Annotated in this window: 16 protein-coding genes; 10 read left to right on the top strand and 6 right to left on the bottom strand. The window is 62.5% G+C overall.

What is annotated here, in order from left to right:
- Positions 1 to 67 precede the first annotated feature (67 nt).
- Entirely contained in the window at positions 68 to 1,375 is a 1,308-nt protein-coding gene (locus X566_RS21585; protein ID WP_034471433.1) for a dihydroorotase, read from the bottom strand.
- A 39-nt stretch (positions 1,376 to 1,414) separates the two neighbouring features.
- Complete coding sequence (locus X566_RS21580; protein WP_034471431.1) at positions 1,415 to 2,368, bottom strand: aspartate carbamoyltransferase catalytic subunit; 954 nt, start codon at positions 2,366 to 2,368, stop codon at positions 1,415 to 1,417.
- 259 nt (positions 2,369 to 2,627) lie between these two features.
- Between X566_RS21580 and X566_RS21575 the strand changes: the two genes are divergently transcribed.
- The 3 genes from X566_RS21575 (at position 2,628) to X566_RS21565 (ending at position 4,465) form a co-directional block, all read left to right on the top strand.
- Positions 2,628 to 3,329, top strand: coding sequence for a CPBP family intramembrane glutamic endopeptidase (locus X566_RS21575; RefSeq protein WP_206538718.1), 702 nt, complete (start codon positions 2,628 to 2,630; stop codon positions 3,327 to 3,329).
- A gap of 199 nt (positions 3,330 to 3,528) precedes the next feature.
- Positions 3,529 to 3,900 carry a hypothetical protein gene (locus X566_RS24115; protein ID WP_081740498.1) on the top strand — a complete coding sequence of 124 codons (372 nt, stop codon included), beginning with the start codon at positions 3,529 to 3,531 and terminating at the stop codon, positions 3,898 to 3,900.
- A 301-nt stretch (positions 3,901 to 4,201) separates the two neighbouring features.
- Positions 4,202 to 4,465 (top strand): hypothetical protein, encoded by a 264-nt coding sequence (locus X566_RS21565; RefSeq protein ID WP_034471428.1) that lies wholly within the window; start codon positions 4,202 to 4,204, stop codon positions 4,463 to 4,465.
- An 80-nt stretch (positions 4,466 to 4,545) separates the two neighbouring features.
- Here X566_RS21565 and X566_RS21560 read toward each other — a convergent pair whose 3' ends face one another.
- Together X566_RS21560 and ruvX are read right to left on the bottom strand one after the other, a co-directional pair.
- Positions 4,546 to 5,469 carry an AEC family transporter gene (locus X566_RS21560; RefSeq protein ID WP_034471427.1) on the bottom strand — a complete coding sequence of 308 codons (924 nt, stop codon included), beginning with the start codon at positions 5,467 to 5,469 and terminating at the stop codon, positions 4,546 to 4,548.
- A gap of 4 nt (positions 5,470 to 5,473) precedes the next feature.
- Positions 5,474 to 5,962, bottom strand: a complete 489-nt coding sequence (gene ruvX / locus X566_RS21555) for a Holliday junction resolvase RuvX (RefSeq protein WP_034471426.1) — start codon at positions 5,960 to 5,962, stop codon at positions 5,474 to 5,476.
- A gap of 418 nt (positions 5,963 to 6,380) precedes the next feature.
- Here ruvX and X566_RS21550 point away from each other — a divergent pair, with 418 nt between their 5' ends.
- The 7 genes from X566_RS21550 (at position 6,381) to X566_RS24855 (ending at position 13,864) form a co-directional block, all read left to right on the top strand.
- Positions 6,381 to 7,457 (top strand): nitronate monooxygenase family protein, encoded by a 1,077-nt coding sequence (locus X566_RS21550; RefSeq protein ID WP_034471420.1) that lies wholly within the window; start codon positions 6,381 to 6,383, stop codon positions 7,455 to 7,457.
- A gap of 172 nt (positions 7,458 to 7,629) precedes the next feature.
- The gene (gatC, locus tag X566_RS21545; protein WP_034471418.1) at positions 7,630 to 7,917 is read left to right on the top strand and encodes an Asp-tRNA(Asn)/Glu-tRNA(Gln) amidotransferase subunit GatC; all 288 of its coding nucleotides are present in this window, start codon (positions 7,630 to 7,632) and stop codon (positions 7,915 to 7,917) included.
- A 10-nt stretch (positions 7,918 to 7,927) separates the two neighbouring features.
- A complete protein-coding gene (locus tag X566_RS21540; RefSeq protein ID WP_034471416.1) occupies positions 7,928 to 8,164 on the top strand; it encodes a hypothetical protein in 237 nt (78 codons plus the stop codon).
- Positions 8,161 to 9,636 (top strand): Asp-tRNA(Asn)/Glu-tRNA(Gln) amidotransferase subunit GatA, encoded by a 1,476-nt coding sequence (gene gatA, locus X566_RS21535; protein ID WP_034471414.1) that lies wholly within the window; start codon positions 8,161 to 8,163, stop codon positions 9,634 to 9,636. Before X566_RS21540 ends, gatA begins: the two co-directional genes overlap by 4 nt.
- Positions 9,637 to 9,811: 175 nt before the next feature.
- Entirely contained in the window at positions 9,812 to 11,188 is a 1,377-nt protein-coding gene (locus X566_RS21530; protein WP_034471412.1) for a patatin-like phospholipase family protein, read from the top strand.
- Positions 11,189 to 11,238: 50 nt separating this feature from the next.
- Entirely contained in the window at positions 11,239 to 12,726 is a 1,488-nt protein-coding gene (gatB, locus tag X566_RS21525; protein ID WP_034471407.1) for an Asp-tRNA(Asn)/Glu-tRNA(Gln) amidotransferase subunit GatB, read from the top strand.
- Between the two features lie 730 nt (positions 12,727 to 13,456).
- Positions 13,457 to 13,864, top strand: coding sequence for a hypothetical protein (locus X566_RS24855; RefSeq protein WP_152540015.1), 408 nt, complete (start codon positions 13,457 to 13,459; stop codon positions 13,862 to 13,864).
- Between the two features lie 186 nt (positions 13,865 to 14,050).
- On the opposite strand, the gene X566_RS21510 is transcribed toward X566_RS24855, so the two are convergent.
- Together X566_RS21510 and X566_RS21505 are read right to left on the bottom strand one after the other, a co-directional pair.
- Positions 14,051 to 14,380, bottom strand: a complete 330-nt coding sequence (locus X566_RS21510) for a hypothetical protein (protein ID WP_034471399.1) — start codon at positions 14,378 to 14,380, stop codon at positions 14,051 to 14,053.
- Positions 14,381 to 14,515: 135 nt separating this feature from the next.
- Positions 14,516 to 14,863 carry a hypothetical protein gene (locus tag X566_RS21505; RefSeq protein ID WP_152540014.1) on the bottom strand — a complete coding sequence of 116 codons (348 nt, stop codon included), beginning with the start codon at positions 14,861 to 14,863 and terminating at the stop codon, positions 14,516 to 14,518.
- Positions 14,864 to 15,148: the final 285 nt, after the last annotated feature.

Genomic DNA, 15,148 nt, shown 5'->3' with positions numbered 1-15,148 from the left:
TGTCTCATTTCAATCGGAAAGCGCGGCTGCATGGTTGGCTGAACGGCGCCGTTCAGTTGCGATGGCGTTACGGCATCGCCCGCTGAAACACCGTGCGGCCGCCCGCAATGGTCCGCACAGCGCCCCCCGTGAACTTGGCCTCGTCGAACGGCGTATTCTTGCAGGATGAGCGCAACTTCGCCGGATCGACGACCCAAGGCGTATCGAGATCGATGACGACCAGATCGGCCGGTGCGCCGGGACGCAACGTTCCACCCGGTAGCCCGAGCAGTTCGGCCGGGCGCGTGGACATGGCGCGGATCAGCGACATCAGCGTGACTTCGCCGTTGTGCACCAGCCGCAAGCCTGCGGGCAGCATCGTCTCGAGCCCGATCGCGCCGGCCTCGGCCTCCGCAAATGGCAGGCGCTTGGTTTCGACGTCGTGCGGATTGTGATCGGATATCACCGTGTCGATCAGTCCGGAGTCGACGGCGGCGGCGAGCGCCGCGCGATCCGCCTCGGTGCGCAGCGGAGGCGACAGCTTCAGATAGGTGCGGTAGGGCCCTATGTCGTTTTCGTTCAGCGTCACATGGTTGATCGAGGCCGACGCGCTGACGTTCAGCCCGGCGTCCTTGGCCCGCTTCAGGATATCCAGCGACTCGATGCAGGTGAGCGACGATGCGTGGTAACGGCCACCGGTGAGTGCGACCAGGCGCATGTCGCGTTCGAGCATGACGGCTTCCGCCGCCGTCGGCACGCCGGCGAGACCGAGCCGCGCGGCGAGTTCGCCTTCGTTCATCACGCCTTCGCCGACCAGGTTCGGATCTTCGGTGTGATGGACGATCAGCGCGCCGAAATCCTTGGCATAGGTGAGGGCGCGTCGCATCACGAGGGCATTGGTGACGCTCTTGCCGGCATCGGTGAAGGCGATCGCGCCGGCGGCCTTCAAGAGGCCGATCTCGGTCATCTCTTCGCCGCGCAAGCCCTTGGTGAGGGCCGCCATCGGCTGGATGTGAACGATCGCGGTGTCCCGTGCCCGGCGCATCACGAAATCGACCGTGGCGGAGTTGTCGATCACCGGCGACGTATCGGGGCGGCAGACGATGGTGGTGATGCCGGAGGCGGCAGCGGCCGCGCTCGCGCTTGCCAGCGTCTCGCGATGGTTGGCGCCGGGTTCGCCGATGAAGGCGCCCATATCGATCAGGCCGGGCGCAACCACCTTGCCGCCGCAGTCGATGATGTCGGTGCCTTCCGGGACGCCGGCGGCGCCGATGCCGCGCTTCGCTTCGCGGATCAGGCCATCGGTGATCAGCACGTCGCCGCGTTCGTCGATGCCGCGGGACGGGTCGACGATGCGGGCGTTGGCGAGCAGGATAGGACGGCGTTCCGTCAGCATGGGCTTACGGCTTCTTCTTTGAACGGACGATCATGGCGGTTACGCATTGGGCAGGTTGCGGGCGAGTGCTTCGAGCACCGCCATCCGCACGGCCACGCCCATTTCCACCTGCTCGCGGATCAGCGACTGCGCGCCATCGGCGACCAGCGAGTCGATCTCCACGCCGCGGTTCATCGGACCTGGATGCATCACCAGCGCGTCCGGCTTGGCGTAATTGAGCTTCTTCTGGTCGAGGCCGAAATACTGGAAGTATTCCTGGCTCGAAGGCACGAACGAGCCGTTCATGCGCTCGCGCTGCAGGCGCAGCATCATGACGATATCGGCGCCGTTCAATCCCTCGCGCATGTCGCGCGCGACCTCGACACCCATTTTCTCGATGCCGGGCGGCAGCAGCGTGGAGGGGGCGACGACACGGACGCGCGCGCCCATGGTGGTGAGCAGCAGAATGTTGGAGCGGGCGACGCGCGAGTGCAGGACGTCGCCGCAGATCGCCACCGTCAGCCCCTCGATCCGGCCCTTGTTGCGGCGGATGGTGAGCGCGTCCAGCAGCGCCTGGGTCGGGTGCTCGTGCGCACCGTCTCCGGCATTGATGACTGAACCATCCACCTTGCGCGCCAGCAGTTCCACAGCGCCGGAGGCGTGATGGCGCACGACCAGGATATCCGGGTGCATGGCGTTCAGCGTGACAGCGGTGTCGATCAGCGTCTCGCCCTTACGCATCGAGGACGAGGAGACCGACATGTTCATCACGTCGGCGCCGAGCCGCTTGCCGGCGATCTCGAACGAGGACTGAGTGCGGGTGGAGGCTTCGAAGAACAGGTTGATTTGCGTGCGGCCGCGCAGATAGGTGGTCTTCTTCTCGATCTGCCGGTTGAGCTCGACGAACTCTTCGGAAAGGTCGAGAAGGCCTGTGATGTCGGCGACGGAAAGCCCCTCGATGCCAAGCAGATGGCGGTGGCCGAGGACGAACGACGATTTCGGTGCGGAAGTCATTAAAGTCGGTTCTATAGGGGAAACCATGTGCCCTGAGAAGCCTTCCCTTGGGCAAAGATGACATTTCCCCTGCGATCTCGCCCTTCGGCTGTTCGGGGGAAGAACAGGTGCCGCGGGAGCATGTTCCCGCCGCTCTTTCATAAAGTTTGAACCGGCTGGGCGCAGGGTGCCACCAACCGCTCAGAGGGGCCGTATGTCGTCTGTAGAATGCACTGAAATCGCCCAAAAACCTGTATCGAAGCCGCCGCGAACCTGGAAATTGTTCGGCACAACCTTTTGGGGTGGCCTCGCTTTCGGCGCCATGTCGCTTGCGCAGGTGTTCGCGCTCATCGGCGTGCTCGGTGTTTTCACCGACCTCGACCTCTCGGAAGAAGGTTTGAAAGCCATCGGCCAGCACGGAGGCACGGTGGCTCTTTCCGTATTGGCCGGTCTGCCGGCCGGGCTCGTGGTGCTCTGGATCGCAATCCGTCTGGCGCGGCGATCGTTCGCGGGATACCTGGCGTTGCGCTGGCCGAGCTGGCGTCAGCTCGGCATTGCGCTCGCAGCGTCGGCGGTGCTGCTGATCCTGCTCGATGTCGCTGCTTACCTGTGCGGCTATCCGCTGGCTCCCGAATTTTCGCTGACCAGTATGCGGACCGCGCGTGAGTCAGGTTTGATCTGGCTGGTGCTCGCCGGCTTCTGCTTTGCGGCGCCGATCGGCGAGGAATTCATCTTCCGCGGGTTCATGTATCGCGGCTGGTCGGTGACATTCCTAAGGCCCGCCGGTGCAATCGTCCTCACTGCCGCCTTGTTCGCGGTGATCCACGTCCAGTACGAATGGTTCTATGTCACTGGCATCTTCGCCATCGGCCTGCTGTTCGGCACACTGCGGGCGTGGAGCAACTCGACCTGGCTGACCGTGATCACTCACGCCTTCTACAATCTCACCGCCTCGCTGCAGGCGTTGTGGTTCGTGAGTTGATCGCTCTCTGCCGCCATTCACCGGCGGTTCAGCGCAGCCGATGCACCATCGTTGCTTGGACAGGTTACCGAAAGTTCATTGCGTATGATCTTGCGGCGATCCGGCATCGGAACCATGTCGGGACCTGGTGAGTTTCCACCGCAGCTTGCCGCGACGCGATGAACAACCGTTCAGTGTGTGGCGTTATGAGGAGAAGGACATGAGCACGGCTCGCACGTTTTCTGGCTGGAAGTTAGCGACGGCGCTTGGTGTCGCGGGCGCGATAGCGCTCTCGGTGCCTTCCGCAGAGGCGCGCGGCGGCCGCAATGCTGCGATCGGTTTCGGCATCGCCGCCGGTGCGCTGGCGCTTGGCGCCATGGCGGCCGCAGCGTCACAGCCGCGCTACTACTATCCGAACGGCTACTACGATAGCGGCTACTATGGTGGCGGCTATTACGGCGACAGCTACAACTACTACCAGCCTCGCTATCGCAGCTATGACGGCTACTATGATGGGCCGGGCTATGGCTATTATGGCCGTCCGCGCAGCGCGCCGGTTCCGGGCACAAACTACAATCCCAACGGCGGCTAACGCGAAAACGCAGAGCTGCGATCGAATTACGCGCTGATCGCACTAAGTAGGGAGGAGATCGCGACGCGATCTCCTCTTTCTTTTGATGTGCGCACGGCAGATGATTTTTCTCATCGAAAGCCCAGTGCGAGACGAAATCGTCCGCTCGTCTCACGACGCTGTCATTGTCGCTCGATAATCCCTCCCCAATGACAAAAAGTTCAACGCCCCTTGTGCAGTGCGAGGGCAAAAGCCACCTGCAGACCGCAGCGCGACATGAACGAACGTTCAATCGCGGAAATGTCTGTCAGGAGATTTTCGAATGATCAGCACCACAGCGAAACTGGCATTGGCTTTTGCGGTTATCGGCGCGGCAGCGTTCTCGATGCCATCAGCGGAAGCGCGCTCTGCGCGCACGAAAAGTGTGGCGACACACGTTCACAGAGGGTCTGCGTCTGACGCAGCATATGTGCGTCAGCAATCCTTCCGCGGGTCATATAACCTTGCCGTTCCGCCGGCTGTCAGCGGTGGTGGCATCAATTTCAACGATGGCCGCTTCGGTGCCAACTACAATCCGAACCAGTAGTGGTTCTTACGGGTTTGGATGAGCACAGGAGGCTGCGGCAGCGCGGCCTCTTGTCTTGTTTGGAGCCGGCGGTGTTCCGGTTATCGGACGAGCGAGATCACGATCGGCATCGTCAGCACTGCCAGGATCGTCTGCAAGGTCAATATCTGTGCGAGGAGCGGTGCGTCGCCACCCATCTGCTTCGCCAGCACGTAAGCGTTCGATGCCGCCGGCACCGATGCGCAGCAGGCGACGACCGCGAGATTTGTTCCGGACAGGCCGAACAGCAGGGCATAGCTCACCGCGATCGACGGCATCGCTATCAGCTTCAAAATGACCGTCAGCGTCACGGGCGCGGTGGGACGGATCATGCTGAGCTGCAGTCCGGCGCCGACCACCAGCAGGCCGATCGCCAATGATGAACGGCCAAGCGCGTTAGCGAAGTCGTAGGCGACCTTCGGCACAGGCACGTTGAGAACGTTCAGCGCAAGGCCGATTACGCAGGCCCAGATGAACGGGTTGCGCGCCACGGTGAGCAGGATCTGCGGCCATGACAGGCGTTGCGGCCGCGCGTAATGCGCGAGCACGGCGACGCTCATGACATTGAGTAGCGGGATCATCGCCACCATCGCCACCGAGGCCAGCGCGATGCCGAGATCGCCATAGAGGTTGCCGGCGACGGCGAGTGCGACGAAGGTCTGCCAGCGTGTTGCGGCCTGAAAGATCGAGGTGAAAGCAGGCCCATCGACGTCGAGCGCGCTTTGCAGCGGCCTGCGGATCAACAGGCAGAACGCGCCCATCGTCAGCACCGCCAGCATCAGCGCGCCGCCGACGCCGCCGATCGGCACGGTGGTCAGGTTGGCACGAGCCAACGTCTCGATCAGCAGTGCGGGGAACAGTATGTAGTAGACGAGACGTTCAAGGCCGATCCAGTGCGCATCTTCGGTCAGCAGCGAATGGCGCAGCCAGAAACCCATGACGATGAGCAGGAACACCGGCAGCAGGGCGGCAAGGACGACGGCCATCGGCTTACGTGCCGCTCTCGCGCTTGAGGGTCGTCAGCCGATCGAGCGCGCCTTGCAGGATGAAGATCGCCGCATGCTCGTCGATCACCTTGGCACGCTTAGCGCGGCTGACATCGGCAGCGATCAGCTCGCGCTCGACGGCGGCGGTGGACAACCGTTCGTCCCAGAGCGCGATCGACAAGTCGGTCTTGCCCGACAGGTTACGCGCGAAGGCGCGGGTGGATTGCGCGCGGGCTCCTTCGCTTCCGTCCATGTTGACCGGCAGGCCGAGCACGATGCCAACCACCCGCCGCTCGGCGGCCAGCGCCAGCAGGCGTGCGGCGTCCGCCGTGAAGGCCTTGCGAGTGATCGTCTCGACGCCCGTGGCGATGCGGCGCGCCGGATCGGACACCGCAACGCCGATGGTCTTGGTACCGAGGTCGAGCCCGATCAGGGCGCCGGACTCTGGCCAGAACTGTGCGGCTTCGATTAACGGGAGGACAGGGGCGGGCATGGAGTCTGCCTAACACCGGCCTGCGGCCCTGCATAGGGAAAGCCGCCGTCATCCCGCGCGAAATCGAAGAGTGTTCCGAAGCGGCGTTTTGGCTGGTGAGGACGCCGGATCGGCCGGAGAGTGATCGCGGGCTGTGATGGAAGCCATCAAGCCGCGCGATGGATGGCTGCAACGAAAGTCGGGTTCATGTGCGCACTGCAATCCGGACTTGTGCAACGAATATCTTGCCGCAGTGCAATCCGTCGGCACAATGCGCCCGTTCTCGATGATGATTTGCGCTGCAGTGCTGCGGCCTTCGGGACCTTCGGACAACCGGGCTCATGGCGCCAGACGGACATTGCGCGTCGTCGCGCACTGTGGCGGTCGGGGAGTCCGATGCCCAGATTGATCAATGCGCCAACGCTAAGGAGTTCGCCCGATGTGGCCGGATCGCAGACTGCTCGACCTGTTTGGTATCGAGGTCCCCATCGTGCAGGCGCCGATGGCCGGCGTGCAGGACGTCGACATCATGATCGGCGCGGCTCAGGGTGGCGCGCTGGCATCGCTGCCGTGTGCGATGATCTCGGTCGAGAAGGCGCGCGAACAGGTGAACATCTTCCGCCAGCGCGTGTCGGCGCCCCTCAACATGAACTTCTTCTCCCATACGGCCGTCAGCATGACCTCGGAGCAGGACGCACGCTGGCGCAAGCGCCTGGCGTCTTATTTCCAGGAGCACGGCCTCGATCCGAATGCGGATATCGCGGCCGCAAACCGCGCGCCGTTCGACGCGGCGATGTGCGCGTTGGTCGAAGAGCTGCGGCCGAAAGTCGTCAGCTTTCACTTCGGTTTGCCCGACAAGGCGCTGTTGAAGCGGGTGAAGGATGCGGGCTGCATCGTCGTGGGCGCGGCGACGATCGTGCGCGAAGCGATGTGGCTGGAGGCGAACGGTGCCGACGTGATCATCGCGCAGGGCGCAGAGGCCGGTGGCCATCGCGGGATGTTCCTGACCGAGAGCATCGCCCATCAGCCCGGCACCTTCGCGCTGGTGCCGCAGGTGGTGGACGCGGTGCGGGTGCCGGTGATCGCCGCTGGCGGGATCGCTGACGGCCGCGGCATCGCCGCGGCGCTGGCGCTTGGCGCAGCGGGCGTGCAGGTCGGCACAGCCTATCTGCGTACGCCGGAATCGAAGGTCAGCGCGCTGGCGCGCAAGGTGCTGGCCGATGCCGATGACGACTCCACGGTGATCACCAACGTCATGACCGGCCGTCCGGCGCGCGGCGTCGCCAACCGCGTCATGCGCGAAGTCGGTCCGGTCGCTGCGGAGGCGCCGCCATTCCCCCATGCGGCGACCGCGATGGGGCCGCTGAAGCTAGCCGCGGAAAAGCTGGGGAAGACCGATTTCACCAACCTGTGGGCGGGGCAGGCGCTACGGCTTGGCCGGGAGATGCCGGCGGCCGACCTGACTCGGGAGCTGGCGGGGGCGGCACTGACACGCTTGAGCCAGATGAGCGGCTGATCAGCTATCTGAGCTGATGCCCGAGCCATATCAGGGCTTTGGCTCATCCCCTTGTTCGGCATCACCTTTTTGGAGGCCGTCGCCTCCTTTTCGCGGCCATGCGGTTGCGGTGCAAAAGCCAAGTCTGTTATAGCCGGTGGGAGTATCCCTCTCGGGACCGGAGACATTATATATGGCAGTCGATGCAGCCACGACCCGGCGGATCGCGCACCTGGCGCGGATCGCGGTCAAGGACGAGGAAGTGGCTCACCTGCAGGGCGAGATCAACGCCATGCTGGCATTTGTCGAGCAGCTTGCCGAGGTTAATGTTGAAGGCGTTGAGCCGATGACGTCGGTGACGCCGATGGAGATGAAGAAGCGCGAGGACAAGGTGACCGACGGCGGCATCGCCGATGCCATTGTTGCCAACGCGCCGGCTACGGAAGAGCATTTCTTCCTGGTGCCGAAGGTCGTCGAATAGGGATCGTGTCATGTGCATGCTGTGCCAGGACGAGAAAGCCTATCAGGCCTACATGAACTACATCGATGCCCAGGAGCGGGCGGGTAAGATGGCCGATCCCGACAAGGCCATGGACGAGATTCTCAACCAGCTCGAGAAGGATGCCGCCGCCCGCTGGAATCGCAATCCGTGGGACGACGACAAGACGCTGTCCACGCACACGCCTTCATCCTCCTTCTTCTGCTCTCCAGCTGACAACGAGAAATGACTGACCTGACGTCGCTGACGCTGGCGGAGGCCCGCGAGGGTCTCGCCAAGAAATCCTTTACGTCGCTGGAATTGACCGATGCCCACCTGACGGCGATCGATCAGGCGCAGGCGCTCAATGCCTACGTGCTGACGACGCATGATCGTGCGCGCGAGATGGCGCGAGCAGCCGACGAGAGGATCGGAAAGGGCGAGGGGGCGCCACTGAACGGCATTCCGCTCGGCATCAAGGACCTGTTCGCGACCGAAGGGATCCGCACCACCGCCTGTTCGAAGATCCTCGGCAACTTCGTGCCGCCGTACGAATCCACCGTGACGTCGCAGCTCTGGCGCGACGGAGCCGTGCTGCTCGGCAAGCTCAACAACGACGAGTTCGCGATGGGGTCGTCGAACGAGACGTCGTGTTTCGGGCCGGTCGTGAACCCCTGGCGGCGCGCGGGCGATGCGACCGCGCTCGTACCTGGCGGCTCGTCCGGTGGTTCGGCGGCGGCGGTGGCTGCCAATCTGTGTCTCGGTGCGACCGCAACCGACACTGGCGGTTCGATCCGTCAGCCGGCGTCGTTCGCGGGCATCGTCGGCATCAAACCGACCTACGGCCGCTGCTCGCGTTGGGGGATCGTTGCGTTCGCGTCTTCGCTCGATCAGGCTGGGCCTGTGGCGAAGACCGTGCGCGATGCCGCGATCCTGATGCGTTCGATGTCGGGGCACGATCCGAAGGATACCACCTCGGTCAATGTGCCGGTGCCGGATTTCGAAGCGGCCGTCGGCAAGTCGGTCAAGGGCATGAAGATCGGCATTCCGAAGGAATATCGCCTCGATGGTATGCCGGGTGAGATCAACAAGCTGTGGGCGCAGGGTGCGGAGTGGTTGAAGGCTGCGGGCGCTGAGCTTGTCGAAGTGTCGCTGCCGCACACGAAGTACGCGCTGCCGGCGTACTACATCGTTGCGCCGGCGGAGGCGTCGTCCAACCTCGCGCGTTACGACGGCGTGCGTTACGGCCTGCGCGAGCAGGGCCGCAATATCGTCGACATGTACGAGAATACGCGAGCCGCGGGTTTCGGTGCGGAAGTGCGCCGTCGTGTCATGATCGGCACCTACGTTCTGTCAGCGGGCTATTACGATGCCTACTATCTGCGGGCGCAGAAGGTGCGGACGCTGATCAAGAAGGATTTCGAGGACTGCTTCGCCAAAGGCGTGCAGGCGATCCTGACCCCGGCGACGCCATCGGCTGCTTTTGGCGTCGGCGAGAAGGGGAAGGCCGACCCGGTCGAGATGTACCTCAACGACATCTTCACCGTGACGGTGAATATGGCGGGGCTGCCCGGTATTGCGGTTCCCGCGGGCACCGACGCTCAGGGGCTGCCACTCGGCCTGCAACTGATCGGCCGCCCGTTCGACGAGGAAACGCTGTTCTCGCTCGGTGAGGTGATCGAGCAGGCGGCGGGCCGTTTTTCGCCGAAGCGGTGGTGGTAGCGGCCGGTTTCGGTTTCCTGCGACGAAGGCGCTCGCGTTCCGGCCAACATCCGCCACATATTAACCATGCTCACGATGCGTATGGGGACGATTAAGTGTTCCCTGTTAGCGTCTCGTAGTCTTGTCAGAGGGGTTCCCGGCCCTTGGCTCTCCGGCGAAGGTCGGGTCGTTCGGTATGCGTCGTATTGTGTCGATACTGCTGGCGTGCACCACGCTTGTCGGGTGCGCGACCATCTACAACATGCCCGTCAACATTCCGGCGAACGGAAGCGTTGTCGAGAAGCTGAATATCGGCCTCGAAAGCCAAGGTGACATTGACGATACCGCGGTCGGGCTTGCCTTCTCTGGAGGGGGGACGAGAGCTGCAGCATTTTCATTCGGCGTGCTCGAGGAGATGAACCGCATTCCGGTGCGTGGCGCGCAAGGCGCGCTGGTCGATCGCGTCGGCTTCATCTCGGGCGTGTCCGGCGGATCAGTGACCGCCGCCTATTACGGGCTGAGGATGCGGGATGCGCTCGCCGATTTCCGCGAACGGTTTCTGCTCCGCAATGCAGAAGAGAGTCTGACCACGACCGTCTCGCTCGGCACGCTCGGTCGGGCATTGGGCGGCGGCGTCAACGATCAGACCGGATTCACGCGCTGGCTTGATGCCAACCTGTTCAACGGAGCCACGTTCGGCAACCTGATCGGCGGTAAGCGTCCGATGGTCTGGATCAACGCCTCCGATATCTACAATCGCACCCCCTTCATCTTCAGCACGACCGCCTTCACCGCGATCTGCAGTGACCTGTCCGCCTATCCGCTGTCGAACGCGGTCGCAGCTTCCGCCGCGGTGCCGCTCGCCTTTGCGCCGGTGGTGGTGCAGGCGTTCCCCGGGACATGTAACGACCCGTTGCCGCGCTGGGTCTCACGCGCACGCACGCAGCGCAACACCTCGCCGATGCTGACCGCCTACGCCGATGCGATCGGCAGGTATCGCGAAGGCGCCGTGCCTTTCATCAAGCTGCTCGATGGCGGACTTGTCGATAATTATGGCCTGTCAGGTCTGACAGTGGAGCGGGAATCGTCCGAGACGCCCTATGGTCCGCTGACTGCGGCGCAGGCGGTGAAGCTGCGGCGGCTGTTGTTTCTGGTGGTCGATGCCAAGACCGGCCTGACCGGCGACTGGATCAACACGGTCGAAGGACCGGGCGGCCTGGAGCTCGTGAAGGCCGCGATCGATACGACGATGGATGCAAGCGTCAGCGCGAGCTACACGGCCTTCAACCGCACGATGACCGACTGGCAGGCGGCGCTGATCCGCTGGCGCTGTGGGTTGTCGGCCGCGGAGCGGACAAGGCTCGGGGTGCGGCCGGGCTGGAATTGCCGCGATCTGAAGTTCTTCATCGGCCGGATCAGCTTCAGCGAGCTCGAGCCGGCGCGTGCCGCTCAGCTCGAAGCGGTCCCGACCCGTTTCCAGCTTCCGCCAGCCCAGGTCGAGGAAGTGATTGCGGCCGGGCGGGATGCGCTGCGGGCGAGCTCGGTGGTACGGGGCTTCCTCGCTGGACTTTGATTGCGTTGCGGGGGTTTTCTCCGCCCCTTCGAGAGGGTAAAAGCGCGGCGATGAACGCACCCGTGAAAACGTCTTCGAAATTGATCCGCGGCGCAACCGGCGACTGGGAAGTCGTCATCGGCATGGAGATCCATGCCCAGGTGACGTCGAATGCCAAGCTGTTCTCCGGGGCCGCGACGGTGTTCGGCGGAGCGCCGAACAACCAGGTGTCGCTGATCGACGCCGCGATGCCGGGCATGTTGCCGGTGATCAACGAGGAATGCGTCCGGCAGGCGGTGCGCACCGGGCTCGGATTGAAGGCAAAGATCAATCTGAAGTCGGTGTTCGATCGAAAGAATTACTTCTATCCCGATCTGCCGCAGGGCTATCAGATCAGCCAGTTCAAGTCGCCGATCGTCGGCGAGGGTGAGGTGGTGATCGATCTGGAGGATGGCGAGACCGTCACGGTTGGCATCGAGCGGCTGCATCTGGAGCAGGATGCGGGCAAGTTGCTGCACGATCAGCATCCCAGCATGTCCTATGTGGACCTGAACCGCTCCGGCGTCGCGCTGATGGAAATCGTATCCAAGCCCGACATCCGTTCGTCGGAGCAGGCGCGCGCCTATGTCACCAAGCTGCGCTCCATCCTGCGTTACCTCGGCACCTGCGACGGCGATATGGAGAAGGGGAACCTGCGCGCCGACGTCAACGTGTCGGTCCGCCGTCCCGGCGAGCCGCTCGGCACCCGCTGCGAAATCAAGAACGTCAATTCGATCCGTTTCATCGGTCAGGCGATCGACTACGAGGCGCGCCGACAGATCGAAATCATCGAGGACGGCGGCGCGATCGATCAGGAGACGCGGCTGTTCGATCCCGGCAAGGGTGAGACGCGCTCGATGCGCTCCAAGGAAGAGGCGCACGACTATAGGTATTTTCCCGATCCCGACCTGCTGCCGCTCGAATTCACGCAGAGCTTCGTCGATGATCTAAGGGCGCATCTTCCCGAGCTGCCGGATGAAAAGAAAGCGAGATTCATCAAGGACTTTGCGCTGACTCCTTACGATGCCGGCGTGCTCGTCGCCGAACGTGAGAATGCAGAGTTTTTCGAGGCTGTGCTGGGCGGGCTGAAGGATCGCGCACGCGACGGAAAGCTTGCCGCCAACTGGGTGATCAACGAGCTGTCGGGGCGGCTGAACAAGGAAGCGAAAGATATCGCATCTTCGCCGGTGTCGTCGGTGCAGCTTGCAAGCATCGTCAACCTGATCGGCGCGGGGACGATCTCCGGCAAGATCGCCAAGGATCTGTTCGAGATCGTCTGGACCGAAGGCGGTGATCCGGAAGCGCTGGTGGAAGCGCGCGGCATGAAGCAGGTGACCGATCTTGGCGCGATCGCGAAGGTCGTTGACGACATCATTGCCGCGAATCCGGATAAAGTGGCGCAAGCAAAGGCAAAACCGGCGTTGATCGGCTGGTTTGTCGGCCAGGTGATGAAAGCATCCGGCGGCAAGGTGAACCCGCAAGCCGTCAACGACTTGCTGAAGAGCAAGCTCGGCCTCTGATCGGCTGCATCATCGCAGCGATCGTCCCCTCACATCGTTGTTCGGGAGACTGAACGCTCCCGTTGTCGATCGTCCGACCGCGAAAAACGGAGCGATGGTTCGTCACCGATGCCGTCTGCGAACGCCTTGCGGCACTGCATCGTGCGCCGCGTTGTTGCGACTCTCTTGCGAATCGAGAGCGCACCGATTCGGCCTTTGCGCACGCTTTTCGCCCCGCCTCGGGGGTGCGAAGGAGTTTTCCTCGAAAATTTTTTCGTTGCCAATCGCGACGACTCAGAGTCCGCGAAGCGCCCGTTTTAAAATGCGTGATGCTCTTCAGTGTTCGTGTGAGTCTTGCTGCGAGAGTTTTGTTGCAATCGAGAAGTGCCTGCGCCGCAGGGATTTCTTTAAAGTTGACAAACGAATGCTTGGTTTCTTCGCGCGTCGTGCATTGTCGTTTCGCGATTTCATTCGCGCATCGCATTGATCGCGTTGCGCAACTTCGAAGCCACAGGCATCAACACTTCCTTAAGGCGCACGGTGTTTTTTTTGCTCTGTTAGTGTAATCGAATTGTAGTGCATCTCGAATCGCGAGGTGCACGACACTGACGAGCCATCTCACACTTCAGGAGGGCAACATGGCTAAGAAGGCGAAGAAAGCGAAGAAGACGGCGAAGAAGACGGCGAAGAAGGCGACGAAGAAGAAGGCCAAGAAGAAGTAAGGCCTTGCCGTCAAGGAATTGCCGGCGGCTTGCCGCCGGCACCGTCACAAGATCCTGCTCCGGTTCAGCGTCAGCTGAACAGGTTTAAGGATCAAGTCGACGAAGAGGGTGTCGGCGAGACATCAGGTCAGGCGGCCGGTTCGTTATTTCGAAGAGTTTTCTCGGCGAAAGCCGACCCGGCAGGAATTCAATTTCCGTTTGCGGAAGCTCTTCCGCGATTTCACCACCGTTTCCGGCTGTGTGAGAACCTCGACCCTGACGTGTTCGCCGACGCCCTCGAGTGCTCCGGCCTTGGCGCCGTCGAGCCCGCACTTGTCGAGATTTTCCAAAGTTCTGATCACCGACGGATGCAGGCCGGTTACAGTGCCGCCCGCGAAATCCGATTCAACATCTGCGTGCCCGCACGGCAGCCTATGCCCATGCGGATCGGAAAATGAACGGAAAATACAATGACTTAGTGCGGATTCGGGCTCACGGTGGCTCGGTTCGCAGTCGCACTGTGTGCCTCTCAGCCAATGGCCGAATGCTCTTCCTTAGATGATCCCTGATGTCTTTGGCCGGCTAGTCATGGCCCGGCGTGGCCGGACCATGTCTGTATCTTGTGATGTCTCCGGTGGGTGCCCTTAGCTCATGCACTTCCTGCGGAACGCCTGCCAGGCATCGCGGCCCTTCGCACCCGTCAGCTTCTTTTCTTCCTTCCACTTGGCGCCGCATTCCTTCAGCTTCTCCTGATAGGCCGTGCGCGGGCGCTTGGCCTTTTCGTCCGACGTCGCATGCTCGGTTGGTTTGGCTGCTTTGTCGGCGATGGCCTCGGTGCTCGCCGACGCTGCGGGCTTGGTCATCTTTTCAGCAGTGACCTGATCGGCGGGCTTTGATCCTTGGGCGTGGGCCGGTCCGATCACCGCCGTCGCCAACAGACCGCTCAACAGAATTCCGAGAAACGTCTCCGTCATAGGAGTCCTCCCGTTCTGAAATCGAACGCGGGCCGTCCGGCGCAGCCGGATCGGCATCCGCTGCTCGTTTCAATCGCGCAGGCGCGCTGAATGCGGCCTGAACGCGCGGTTTGCTGTTCGAAAGCTTTGAGCCGGCTATTCGGCGGCTTCTTCGTAGTCGAACGGGTTTTCGATCGACCGCAGATAATCGCGGCCCGCCGGCGAGATGCGCCAGCGACCGCGAGCCGGACGTGTCACCAAGCCATCGCTGAAGATGTCGCGCGGGCGATTGGAGGGGATCGAACGGCGCAGCCGATCGCTCCATCCGTCCTTCGCCGAGACAAGGATAGAGAGATCGCGCGTAATCGACGCGACCGGGGCCTCGCCATTTTCAGACGCTGCCAGAATTTTCAAAACCGCGACTTGCCAACTCAACGCGACACCATTCCAAGCCCCTTTCTTTCTGAAGGGCTTCAAGGAGATAGAACCATTTGTTGGTGTCATGCGCTAACGCTCGGCGTCGCTTTTCCACAAATGTTCGAACTTGCCAAATAGCGTTTCGTTGCACTGCCATATGAGTCGCGAGTGCGTGTCGTCGTGCGTATCCCTACGCGTGTATGGCTACCGCTTATATGGCGGGCTTCAAGCGAACGTGCATCATGCCGGCGCGGATAGTATCCGGCAGCATGATAACGGCACCACGTCGATGCTGCCGCGGACCAGGCTTGGCATGTCGCTGATGAGTGGCGTTCGGACATACAACGGCTCATTCAGAGGCCGTTAAGCTAG

This window comes from Afipia sp. P52-10, from assembly GCF_000516555.1.
GTDB lineage: Bacteria > Pseudomonadota > Alphaproteobacteria > Rhizobiales > Xanthobacteraceae > P52-10.
Note: the sequence above shows the minus strand (reverse complement) of the source record. Positions and strands in the feature narration are given on the sequence as shown.